Here is a 13,383-nt window from a genome sequence, read left to right on the forward strand (position 1 = left end):
TATTAAAATTTATTTAGAAATCTTAGTTTTACCATGAGATTAATAATTCTTGATTGTCTTAAATTATTTAGTATTTTTTTATAAGTAACTACCTCTTGGATGTCGTTCATATAAATGCCGTAATCACCATAAAGTACACTTTCTTTTTCTTTAAATTTAATACTTTGATTTTTTGGGTTTGAACTTAGCCCACCAATGTAAAAAACTGATAAGGTTTCGGCGATTCTCTTATAGCTTAAATTATATTTACATACGGCATCGATAAAGAACTTCCAATCGGATACTATTTTAAAATCTTCTTTATACACATTTGTTTTTAAGAACGCCTCTCTCTTAATAAATGTTGCCGGATGTGGTAAAGTATCTTCAACAAAATATGAAAAAGAAAGTTCGTCTGGATATGATTTAACGAATGGTTTATTGTTTTCAATAACTTTTAAGTCGAAATAAATGAGATCAAAATCTTGAATGTTATGATGATATCTCTCTACGGCTTTTTGGTCAACAAAATGATCGCCACTATTTAAAAACAACAAATATTCGCCATTTGCTTTTTCAATGCCTTTGTTCATGGCTTGATACACCCCGCTATCTGGCTCGCTAACCCAATAATCAAAAAGAGTTTCATTTTCTACAATAAAACTGGCGCTCCCATCGGAAGAGGCGCCATCTATAATTAAATATTCAAAATCTGTAAATGATTGATTTTTAACACTCTCAACGGTTTTCTTTAAACCTTCAAGATTGTTATAATTAACAGTTATTATGGATATTTTAGGTTTCAAATAAAACTAAATTAGCTTCTATTTTTGTTTTCAATTGCTTTAATAAAATCTTCTATTTTAAAAAAATTCTTTTCCACAATTGCCAAATCATGGTCATTAAAATTCCACCATTTTATATTTAGTAGCTTCTGAATGATGTCATCGGAAAATCTATATTTTTTAATTTCAATCGGATTTCCTACTGCTATGGCATATGGTGGTATATCTTTTGAAACAACAGCACCAGCCCCAATAATAGCACCATCGCCAATTGTAACACCATCTAACACCGTAACATTCATTCCAATAAAAACATCATTTCCAATGGTAATTGGGTTAAACTCTTCAATTTTATTATCTGTACTTATTGATACACCATTTTGTTTTGCTGTAGAATAAAACATAGGATGGGTTGAAACCCCATTTGTTGGGTGTATTCCTCGACCAGCCATAAAATTGGCTCCAATAGAGCAGAATTTTCCAATTATAGTGTTATTGATAACCGAATTTTCTGAAACATAAGTGTAATTGCCAATTAGAGTATTGGAAAGTCTAGAAGGCGGATAAATTTTACAATGTTTACCTAAATACGTTTTAGACATAACAATGTTTTGATTATACTTTAGCACCTTTTTTAATTCAGGAAAAACTAAAAAAGACACCTTCCTAAGTTTATTCTTAATTGTTCTCTTAATGCTTTTAGACTTAGGTTTTTCTTTTACAGATTTATAAAAATTGGTAATTATTAATTCAGCATCTTTATTTTCAACCAATTCAACAGGATTTACATCTATTGCATGAATCAAATTGTAATGATTAAATTCTGTGTGCACACCATTATGCTCTCCTGTATTATCAAATCCGAAATTTTGAACGAGAGATTGTTTAGGGTATAAAGTATATCCGTTTTGAAGCAATACCGAAGCATGCCATTTTATAAACCAAGTATGAAGTTTTCCGGTAATGTTATCTGCCAATTGACTACTTAAGTAATCGCTACCAAACTTATCTAAACTACTGAGTAAATGTTGTCTTTTTAATTGGTTCCAAAGATAAACACCGTTGTTATTAAAATGTTTCCATGCACGACTCCATGTAGCCCATCCCCAACATAGTGGGACATTGTAAAAAAACGTTTCAGGTAATTTTTGAGCATTAGGATACATATAGCCAGAAATGTGCATAACACTTTCGTTATCTCGATACGTGTTTAACGCATCATTCATATATTTTAAAAATCCTGAAGAGGTTTCAATATCATCCTCTAAAACGATAACAGTTCCGTATGTTTCAACTGTTTCTGTAACACCATCAATTATTGAATCAGCCAAACCTTTGTTGACTTGAGCCACTCTAACCTCAACCTTTTTAAATCTTTTCTCAGAATTTGCAACTGCAATTACTTGATTGATGTTTTCTAAGTCATCATCGGTAATTTTAGTTTTGGGGCCATCGCAAAAAATAAACAATTCACTCGCTTTAGCTTCTGGGTTTGCAGCTAAGGCATCCAGCGTTCTTTGAGTATGTGTTGGCCTATTGTAAGCAAAAAGCACAATTGGTGAAAAGTTCATTTTATTTATGTTTATACAAAAATGGGAAAAGTTTCTGTTTAAGCCTAACTATTGACATGTATTCATAGTCAATTCCCACTAGATTAGCATCATAGGCCATATTATATTTTTTTTATCAATAACTTAATTTTTCTTTTAATTGACTTTGGTATACATCCTAGTACTTTTTCTTTGAACGTGTTTCTTTGAAATATGTCCAAAAGAATTAGATCCTTATTTTTGACTTTTTTTCGATTATCAATATTATTCTTATAAGTTTTATAAACTAATTTAAATAAGCTGGTTGGAACCCAACTTAAATTAAGGCTATTCATTTTTACATACTGTGAGGACTCTATATGGTAGCAATAAAAGTTACCTTGAGCATCAAAATATATTTTTTTTAAATACTGATTATTCAATAAAGATTCATACCTCTCATAACCATGATCCATACAAATGCAATCATCAAACGATTCATTATCAATTATTTTATTTAGTCTTACACTATTTATATTTTCTTGTTCTCTATATGCTTTATATGCTCTCATTTCAGTGAAAGCATAATCTGGATGTGCAATAAAATCTTGTTTTTGTTCTTTTAAATACGCCTCGTCTTTGAAAAGTTCATTTATCTTATTTACATATCCATTTACAACTTGATAAGAAGATATGTAGCCATTCATGCATATCCCATTACATTGCTCTGTACAATCAAAATCTTTAAATTTATGTTCTTGTTTATTTAAATCTGATAGTATCATATTATCAGAATCAAAATGCCAAAAACCATTTATTTCATTTTTTTTAATAAAATTATGTATGTAAAACCATCTTTTAAATACAAAATTTGTCCAAAACTCCTTTTTGTGCTTAAAACCTGCTATATGCTGGTAAACTTGATTAAAGACTTTTATCTCATCACTATCATCGTAATCTTTAAAGCAACAATGCTCTATTTTAGCTTTATGAGCAACTTTTTTATTGTCTTCATCACCTAATAAAATTATTCTATTCTCTGGGTTACTTAATTTTACTTGTTTCAAAGTATAAAATAAATATGGAGAGTTACCATAATGGCAAAATATTATTGGTTTTTTGATATCTTCAATTTTCATTTTTAACTTTTCTATTTACTTAAATCCCCATATTTGTTGGGTTAATTTCCCACTAACTATACTCAAGAAACAAATTAACAGCTTTTTGCGATTTTCCTATTCTTTTTTATAAAAAAAAGGAAAAATCCTTTTTCGAAGCATAATTAATGGAAAATATTTAATACTTAGCATTGAAAAAAGTATGCGCTTATTGCTAAAAAAAACATAAAACCAACATTTCATATATTTAGCCAACCCTTTACCTTCTTGTAGTATAAATGTCCAATATTTATTTAATAGTGCATCTATTTTTTTTAATGAAATTTTGTTTTTACAACTCCAAAAAACAAGCAGTTCATACACTTTAGATTTATCATATAGATTCGCATTATTAAAAACATTGGTTTCATGAACACCTCTCATGGCAACAGGCTTATCTAAAACACCACCAACTAATCTAGTTTTTAAAGTCATTTTTATAAACATATGGGTGTCTTCATCTACTAATAACGATTCGTTGAAGTAATCAACTTTATCGAAAATTGCTTTTTCTAATGTTAAGCCATCTATAGAAAAATGTCCTTTTTTGTAATGCAATAGTTCTTCAAAAAGGTCCTCAGGATTGACCTTTTCATTAATAGTTGTTAATTTTAATGCAGTCCTTTCAAATTCTTTGGATTCTCTATAAAAATGAGCGCCAATAGCGTTATAAATACCATCAATATTTTTGTTCTCAGAAAATAATTTTTTATCATTTTCAAATCTATTTTTCAAATAATAATCATCCGAGTCTAAAAACGCTATATAATCGCAGGAGGCTTTTTTAATTCCTAAATTTCTACTTGCAGATCGTCCTTTATTTATATTGTTTGGGTGGTGATATATTTTAACTCTTGCGTCTTCATCCTGTAATTTGGAGATTATTTGAAGGGACTTATCTGTACTGCCATCATTTACTACAACAACCTCAGCAACTTCTGGTTGTTGCAACACTGAATTTATTGCTTTTTCAACATAGTCTTCTGTGTTGAAAACAGGTATGATTACAGATACTCTAAACTTCATGTTCTATTAATTCAAAATAATTATTTCTTAAAATTCATGAATTAACCCTAGTTTAATTAATAACTTAATGGTTCTTGATTTTCGCATGGTTCTCAAAGTTCTTTCTAAGAAATAACGATCTTTTAAGTCTTTCATAAAAGACCTAAACTCTTTATTTAAAACAGCTTCTCTTTCAGCTTTTACCTTAGTTTGGTTTTCCTTTAATGAACTCAGTCCATCATAATAAAAAATGGAAAAGGTATCATCTATATACTTATAAGTCGCATTATGTTTACAAATAGCTAGAATTAAAAACTTCCAATCTGCAACTATTTTTAAATGCTCATCATAATTCCCCATTTTAGTAAACAATTCCTTTTTAAAAAAAGTGGCTTGATGTGCTGGTAAATTTTCATGTAAATATTTAAAAGTTAATACTTTTGGACATTTTTTAACATACGTATTATTTTCTCCTACAACATTGATATTGAAATACACGATATCTTCACCCTGTAAAAAGGGATACGCATTTTTTAATGAATTATTATCAACAAAATGATCGCCTGCATTTAAAAACAATAAATACTCACCGTTAGCAACATTTATACCTTTGTTCATGGCATGGTAAATACCTTTATCTGGTTCGCTAACCCAATAAGCAAAGTTATTTTGGTTTACTTCAATAAGTTGTTTACTCCCATCGGTTGATCCACCATCAATTATGATATGCTCATAATTGGTATAAGATTGATTTTTTACGCTATTTAAGGTGCGTTCTAATCCTAGTTTATCGTTATAATTAATGGTGATTATTGAAAGTAACATAAATATCTAGTTAACTAAACTTTTAAATAATTGAATATATTTATTTGCTTGAACTTTCTCATCATAATTATCTACTGCATACTTTCTAATTTCTTCGGTTGAGAATGCAACACCTTCACTAAGAAATAGAAGTATTGAATTTAATAAGGCATCAACACTCACTGTTTCTGTAATCAAACCATTTTTTCTGTGTTTTACCATCTCTGGAATCCCACCAATAGGGAAACCAATAACAGGAGTACCACAAAGCAATGATTCTAATACGGTATTTGGCAAATTATCCATTAATGATGGAATGACAAAAACATCGGCTGCCGAATAAATGGAACTTAATAAATAATCATCATTTACTTTTCCGTATTGTATTATGTTTTTGAAACCAGCTAAACTTTCATTCTTATGTCCAATAACTAATAACTGCACATTATCTTGTTCAAGTTTTTTAATAGTTTCTATAAGAAGTTTAAATCCTTTTCTGTTAGCATATATCAAATCTGCAACAAATAGTATTACTTTCTTATCTAAAGGAATTTTTAATAAATCTCGAGAGAACTCTTTATTTCTGGATTTAAACACATTAGAATTGATGCCGTTAGGGATTTTATGAACTGGAAAATTGCTAAAAAATTCACTTTTTTTTAATTCGTTAGTCATCCAGTCGCACAAGGTTACAAAATGCAAGTTCTTCACATCGGATAATGCTTCTTTTTTTAATTTCAATACTTTTTCAAACTGAGCTATCTCTTCATTAGTTAAAACTCTCTTAATAGGCAAACCTTTTTCGTCAATACTTAAATAGTTTTCTGTATAATGCTCTCCACCAGTAAAAGGATTCATGTCATGAAGTGTCCAAACAACAGGCTTGGTATTCTTTTTAAAAAAAGATTGATAATCAATAAATCCAGATACCCAATGCAAGTTAATTATATCTGCCTTTTTATAAAGTTCAGATTCAGTAATGTCATAATTTGAATCTGGGAACGAATAAAGCTCTAAACCTTGCTCTCTTTGCTCTACAAACATTTCTGCACTCGTCATTTTAGGGCCTTTTAAAATCTTAAGTTCTCGAAGAATTTTTAATGATTTTTTTTTAATTTTATAAAATACCGAATTGTTTTTTTTAGGACGTAATAAAAAGGTTTTTTCGACGCTTGTCGATTTTTTTGCTAGCAGCAAATTAGAATCTAAATTCAAATTTAGCAACCCCTCATGCAATCTAACACATGCTTTACCGGCACCACCTTTATCGCTGGTGCTAATTAATAGTATCTTCATGATAATTATCTATTAATTGTTTTATAGTTAACATGTTTTTAGGCTGGCTATTTTCTGAAATATATGATGATATTTTACCTCCCATGGTATAATCAATTGCTAAAAAATTAGTATTTAATGTTTCAGCAAATAATACGGAATGAAATCGCATACAAATATTCAATTCAGATTGTTTCATAGATTCAACGATAGAATCAACTGTCGATAATTTCTTATCATAACTCACCCTGGTATCTTTAGAGAAATAGGATTTTATAAATCGTCTTGAAAAATCCCTGTCATCACCTCCCAAAACAAAATTATGCATGTGATTAAAAACTATTTTTTCGACTTTATAAGCTTCAGCTTTCTTTTTAATTAAAGCTGCTAAGGCTTCTTCAAACTGATTTTTAGTTAAGTTAAATGCTTCTAGAGACATTTCTCCTTTTACATAAAGATATTCCCAATCTCTTAAGTATAAAGACAATATTTTTGATTTATTTGGACTAGATTGTTTTGCAAATTGTTTTATATAAGACTTTGCAGGGTCACCTATCATTTCAGTATTAGTATTATTAAAATGCTTCGAGGTATATTCTTGACTTTTTTTGTCTCTTAATTTAATTTCATTAGCTAATTCTAATATTTTGTGAATTGCTATTTTATATTTCTCCTGATTTATGGGTCCTAAACCACATCCATAAATAGTTCTTTTTTTCTTATATTTTTTTGCTACACTGAAAGATAACAAAGGAACATAAAGTTCATTTAAATCCATTAATGGACCACCTCCCATTATAACCTCATCACAAGCCTTAGAATATCTTAAGAATTCAAAATTACTTGTATTAACTACTTGAGCCTTTACTTTAAGTTCCTTAATAGTTTGATCTGTTATAAATGGATACAAACTTCCAATGATAATATTTAATTCTTCTCCGTATTTATTTTGATAACTATTTATTATACTTGCCAAAATAGCCTTATCGCCTACAGTCTCTGTACCGTACCAACCCATAATTAATATACTATACTTATTTTTTGGCAATATTGGGGACTTTAAAAAGCTTGAGAGTTTTACGACTCTTTGTTCATCAAAAGGTTTTAAAAACTTCTTCTGAAACTTATCTTTATATATTTCTATTTGTTCTTTATACGTAATTTGAGCATGGTAATCGTGAATACAATCATCACATTCTTCGGTTAGGATTCTCTTTTTTTCACTTAAATTAGACTTATAAATTATAGTTGAAGAAGATTCGATACCATTACCTATAATCTTAGATTTTGGCGCACAATAGGCTAATTCTCCTTTGGCATTTATATTTATTCCTTTTTTGTGATAAGGACAACCAATAGTTCTTTTTCCGCCTAATAAAATGTTCTGAATACTAGTATATGTACGCTTGTAATTTGAATTTTTTTCATAAGTTCTTTTCAACTTTTCAAAAAATAAAGCTAGATGATAACTTTCTTCGTTAGTAAAGTTTCTTATCACATCAGAACGATCTTCGTTATACAATCTTTTTATAAATTCAGCAACTCTAAAACGACCGTAAATATTGTTTTCTTTTGCAAAATCTAATAATTCATCAATTTCCCAGACATTCTCTTTTGAAATAGTTGAACCAAACGAAACAGGGATTTTTAAATCCTCCTTTACAAAATTAATAACCTCAATAGCTGTGATGAAATTTCCTTCTCTTCCTCTAATTTTATCGTGTACTTCGCCATAACCATCTAAAGAAACCATTACACTAAAAGCAATATTATGTGCTTTACATAACTCGTTTACTAAATTTAATTGGCGTTTTACATCTTTAACGTTAATGCAATTGGTAATAATGCTTAAGTATTTTAGCTTGGGAAGAAAATCGATACATGCTTTATATAAGTCTACCAAATCTTCTCTTAGGGTAGGTTCTCCGCCAGTTATTCCAACTCCCGTTACATTTGAATAAAGAGGATCTGAAAGAATTACTTTTAAATCGTCATAGGTAATTTCTTTGTCTTGCTTATTCTTCCAAATATTACACATTGTGCATTTGGAGTTACAAATATCATTAGCATTAAGGTTAATTATTGTTGGTTTTTCTAGTTTATTAAAGAAGTTTATTTCATGAAGTTTTAAACGCAGAAGAGCATTAAACTTTTTAAATAATAATTTTATTTTTTTCAACATAGAAAACTTACCAGTACTGATAATAATTTAGAGTTTAGTCCGGTTTCATACTCCATTTACAATCTAGCATAACACAACCAAAATCTACGCCTTTGTATTTATGAAAAATAGTTCCTGTTTCTTCAATTCTAAAATTAATAATATCAAATAAGCTCCTAATTTTTTCTTTATTTGGAACATGATAACCTATAATTACTCTGTATTCACTTGGCAATAATACAGACTTAGGGAATTCTATATTAGAAGAATACACCCCATCTTTTTCTACAAATTTAATTAAATCAATTTCGGAAGAAAACACCGTTCGCTCATTTTGGTCTTTAATTCTAAATCCTAAAGAACCATATTGAATAATATCTTCAGTAATTTTTAATTTAACTTGCAGAGTTATTTGATCGTCAAACCCAAACAACCCTGAAATATTATTATCTTTATCTCGCATAGAAACTTCCAAAATATCTGAGCCTTCATTTGGAGTTTCGTTTATATAATGCGCAATATCATTAGCTACATCGCTTTTTAAATAGAAATCTACGGCTTCATTAGTATTGCCTTCAAAAACAGACGTTCCATGTTGTAAAACAATGGCTCTTGTGCATAGGCTCTTTATTGCAGCCATATTATGACTTACAAACAAAACGGTTCGACCATCGCTATTACTAATATCTTGCATTTTACCAATAGCTTTTTTTTGAAATTCGGCATCACCAACAGCCAGAACCTCATCAATCACCAAGATATCTGGATCTAAATGCGCTGCCACAGCAAATGCCAAACGCACGGTCATACCCGAAGAATATCTTTTTACGGGAGTGTCAATATAGCGTTCACAACCTGAAAACTCAACGATTTCATTTAGTTTCGATTGAATTTCTTTTTTGGTCATTCCTAAAATTGCCCCATTTAAAAACACGTTTTCTTTACCAGTCATTTCTGGGTGAAAACCAGTACCAACCTCTAATAATGATGCTATTCGTCCTTTTGTTTTAATTTCGCCTATTGTTGGCGCTGTTACTTTAGAAAGTATCTTTAAAAGCGTGGATTTACCTGCACCATTTTTCCCTATAATACCTAAGACTTCGCCTCGCTCTACTTCAAAATTAATATTTTTTAATGCCCAAACATATTCAGACTCGCCTTTGGCACTTCTATCATTACTTTCTCCTATTTTTAAATAAGGATCTTCTTTCCCTCTAACTCTATGCCACCATCTATTCAAATCATGACCTAAGGTACCAGTACCAACTAATCCTAATCGGTATTGTTTTGAAAGATTCTCAACTTTTAAAATAACATCCTTTTCCATTAAACAGTATCTATAAAACTTTTTTCTGTTCTGTTAAAAATTATCAAGCCTATAATAAAAATAACGAAACTTATAACTCCAGTGTAAAGCATATTAGCTGTTGAGTAGTCGCCAACACCTAAAGTCATAAACCTAAATGCTTCTATAATCGTGGTCATTGGATTATACTCAACTATCCAAGAAATATTAGGAAGTTTTTCTTTAAAATAAGACAACGGATACATGACTGCAGAGCCATACATTAACAACTGTACACCAAAGCCAATTAAAAATTTTAAATCTCTATATTTAGTAGTTAAAGATGATACGATCATACCCAACCCTAAACCTAAAAGAGCCATAAACATTATTAATAACGGAATTAAAATAACAGCGGTTTGTATACTTGTATTTTCTGCTTTATTAGTAAAAAACGCATAATACACATAAAACCCAATAAATACTAGAACTTGTATTCCATACTTTACTAAATTGGTAAAAACAACCGATAAAGGCATAATAACTCTTGGAAAATAAACTTTACCAAACATCCCTTGGTTTTGTCGAAAAGTATCACTCGTTCCTGTTAAACATTCTTTAAAATAATTCCAAGCAGTAATTCCAGCAAGATTAAACAAAAACGACGGAACACCATCGCCAGTTGGAATATTTGCCATATTGTTGAAAATTAAGGTAAATATAACAGACGTAAAAAGTGGCTGAATAAAATACCATAAAGGTCCCAGAATTGTTTGTTTGTAAACTGTAATTATATTACGTTTTACAAATAATATTAACAAGTCTCGGTAATGCCAAACTTCTCTTAAATTTAAGTCAATTAACTTTTGCTTTGGAGAAATGACGTAAAGCCAATGTTCTTTTTTATTAGCCAATGTATTCTTTGGATTTATTATTTTTTAAAAATAGATTTAACGCGAGTTATGATGGTTTTTTTTGAAGGTTCGTCTTCATTGTATCCATTTCCGTAACTTCCATAACCGTAGCCATAACCATAACCGTAGCCATAACCATATCCATACTTGCCTTTTTGGTTATAATCGTTATAAATGAAACTTAAGTTTTTAATTTCACCTTTATTATACTTTGTATTTATAAGATTTATCATTCCTTTTTTAGTATAATCTTGTCTCACAACATATACCGTTGCATCTGAGTATTCCGTAAGTTCTAGGGCATCAGCTACTAAGCCTATTGGTGGTGTATCAAGAATTATATAATCATACATCTTTTTTAATTCTTCCATAAGATCATCCATTCTTTCCCCGATTAATAATTCAGAAGGATTTGGTGGTACAGGGCCAGATGTTATAACATCTAAATTAGGAACTTTGGTATTCTGTATAACCTCGGTCACGTTTTTCTGACCAATTAAATAGTTAACTACTCCAATGTCATTTTTTATCTCGAAATCACCAAAAATTTTCGGTTTTCTTAAATCCAACCCTACAAGAACAGTCTTTTTTCCACTCATAGCAAAAACTGTTGCAATATTAATGGAACAAAAAGTTTTTCCTTCACCACTTACTGAAGATGTCACCATAACTGTTTTTGTGCCTTCTAAGTTGTGTTTTTTATAAAAGTATTGCAAACTAGACCTGATAGACCTAAAGGCTTCAGCTATTGTAGATTTTGGTTTGAAATGAACCGCCAAATTATTTTCTAAAGGACTTTTACCAACAACCCCTAAAAGCGGAATATTTGATATATTTTCAAGTACTTGAGGGTTATGTAACTTGTTATCAAGAAAAGTTAATAAAAAGGCCAGTAATAGTGGCGGTAAAAACCCTCCTATTATAGCGAATAAATAACGAGAACTTAATTTCAAATCAATTGGAGTTGCTCCCGTGTCTTTTGCTGGATCAATAACTAAAATATCAGAAACGCTCGCTGATTTAATAATATCTGCTTCACCACGTTTTGCTAAAAAAACGTTATAAGTCTTTTCACTTAACGCATATTGTCTTTGAATATCAAAAAGTTTTTGTTGAGCCTCAGGAAGTTTTCTAATTTTCGCGTCTTCAATAGCTATTTTATTATTAATATTTTGAAGTTCCCTGTTTAATTCTTTGGTAACTGAACTAATATTTTCTAATAATACTTCTTTTATACCCTCAATTTGCCTGTTTAAATCCGCAAAAATAGTAGCATCTTTTCTAACTGTCGATCCATATTTAGATTTTTGAACAGATAACGCATTAATTTTAGACACATTTGCCAAAATATTCCCCTCATCTATCCCTGATACAGCTGGAGCTGGTAATTCTGTAAAATTATTACTCGTAATTAAATAATTTTTTAAACTTGAATAATAGGCTAGCTTCCTGTTTATATTATCTTTATCTAAATCTAAATCTGAGAGTTTGCTATTGATAACAGCACTTTTATCGTCTAAATTATAAATCCTATTTTTCTGTCTGTAATCATTTAAAGAATCTGCGTTTAAACTTAGTTGATTCTTAACACGATTTAATTGATCATCAATAAATTTTATCGTATTGATTACAAATTGATTTTTTCTATTTAATTGATCTTCACTTAAAACTTTAACCGTTTCATTTAAATAATCCACTATTTTTCCCTTATTCACATCAACCATACTTAGGTTTAAAATAGCGGAATTTCTTGGGTTATCAATTCTTAATTTGCTTCTGTATTTTGATACTACCGCATCGAAATCGCTAAACAAAATAAAGAATTCGTCATTTGGTTTGGCCACTCTTTCATCAGCTAAATAAATGACACCTTTTAAATATGGTAATTCTATAGTGTCACCTAAATTAAAAACTTGCTTAAACTCGCCCAAAGACACATCTAAATTTGCTTTTTTATAGTCAGTATAATTTTGTGTTCTTACAAGTTCTGATTCAAAATTAATATACAATTCGTATTTGCCGTTTTCTAGAAAAGTTATTCTTATTGGAACGTTAAGCAATTGATAAGAATCGGGGGTAATATTGATTCTAAAAGGGGCATCTAAATACACATCGTTTTTTCTAAACCTTGCCTGCTTTAAATAGCTGATATAAAATTCTAGGTTTTCGACAACTTTTTCATGTATTGTTCTCGACCGCAGTGAAGTAATCATTGTTTGTACTTTACCAGAAACTCCTCCCCAATTAAATGTCAGACTTGTTGTTGAAGTAAATAAAGGATTTGACTCTTCCTCTATAGATATTTGAGTAGCTAATCTGTAAGATTGCTGCATTCTAATATTTTGCTGATACACAACAAAAACACCAATGCCAATAAATAAAATAAAGAGTTTCCAATAACTTAAAACTCGAAACAAAAAAGCCTTAATATCAAAAGAAGGTTGTTGCGATTGCGCTTCTGATACTTCAAATTCTTCTTCCATATTAAT

General features: G+C 29.8%; 10 protein-coding genes. All 10 read right to left on the reverse strand.

From position 1 onward, the window contains the following. Positions 1 to 2: 2 nt before the first annotated feature. Complete coding sequence (locus tag BUA46_RS05795; protein WP_019387360.1) at positions 3 to 785, reverse strand: glycosyltransferase family 2 protein; 783 nt, start codon at positions 783 to 785, stop codon at positions 3 to 5. An 11-nt stretch (positions 786 to 796) separates the two neighbouring features. Beyond that, positions 797 to 2,335: a DapH/DapD/GlmU-related protein gene (locus tag BUA46_RS15000; RefSeq protein WP_019387361.1), complete on the reverse strand. Its 1,539-nt coding sequence runs from the start codon at positions 2,333 to 2,335 to the stop codon at positions 797 to 799. A gap of 101 nt (positions 2,336 to 2,436) precedes the next feature. Then, a complete protein-coding gene (locus BUA46_RS05810; RefSeq protein WP_019387362.1) occupies positions 2,437 to 3,432 on the reverse strand; it encodes a hypothetical protein in 996 nt (331 codons plus the stop codon). A gap of 96 nt (positions 3,433 to 3,528) precedes the next feature. Further along, positions 3,529 to 4,476, reverse strand: a complete 948-nt coding sequence (locus tag BUA46_RS05815; protein ID WP_019387363.1) for a glycosyltransferase family 2 protein — start codon at positions 4,474 to 4,476, stop codon at positions 3,529 to 3,531. Positions 4,477 to 4,503: 27 nt separating this feature from the next. Further along, positions 4,504 to 5,280, reverse strand: coding sequence for a glycosyltransferase family 2 protein (locus tag BUA46_RS05820; RefSeq protein ID WP_019387364.1), 777 nt, complete (start codon positions 5,278 to 5,280; stop codon positions 4,504 to 4,506). Between the two features lie 6 nt (positions 5,281 to 5,286). After that, entirely contained in the window at positions 5,287 to 6,555 is a 1,269-nt protein-coding gene (locus tag BUA46_RS05825; RefSeq protein WP_019387365.1) for a glycosyltransferase, read from the reverse strand. Then, the gene (locus BUA46_RS05830; RefSeq protein WP_019387366.1) at positions 6,536 to 8,716 is read right to left on the reverse strand and encodes a polysaccharide pyruvyl transferase family protein; all 2,181 of its coding nucleotides are present in this window, start codon (positions 8,714 to 8,716) and stop codon (positions 6,536 to 6,538) included. The genes BUA46_RS05825 and BUA46_RS05830 overlap by 20 nt, the downstream gene beginning before the upstream one ends. A 34-nt stretch (positions 8,717 to 8,750) precedes the next feature. Then, positions 8,751 to 10,022, reverse strand: coding sequence for an ABC transporter ATP-binding protein (locus BUA46_RS05835; protein ID WP_019387367.1), 1,272 nt, complete (start codon positions 10,020 to 10,022; stop codon positions 8,751 to 8,753). After that, entirely contained in the window at positions 10,022 to 10,894 is an 873-nt protein-coding gene (locus BUA46_RS05840; protein WP_019387368.1) for an ABC transporter permease, read from the reverse strand. Before BUA46_RS05840 ends, BUA46_RS05835 begins: the two co-directional genes overlap by 1 nt. 17 nt (positions 10,895 to 10,911) lie before the next feature. Further along, positions 10,912 to 13,377, reverse strand: coding sequence for an exopolysaccharide transport family protein (locus tag BUA46_RS05845; protein WP_019387369.1), 2,466 nt, complete (start codon positions 13,375 to 13,377; stop codon positions 10,912 to 10,914). Positions 13,378 to 13,383 lie beyond the last annotated feature (6 nt).

It is taken from the genome of Algibacter luteus (assembly GCF_900141715.1).
GTDB lineage: Bacteria > Bacteroidota > Bacteroidia > Flavobacteriales > Flavobacteriaceae > Arenitalea > Arenitalea lutea.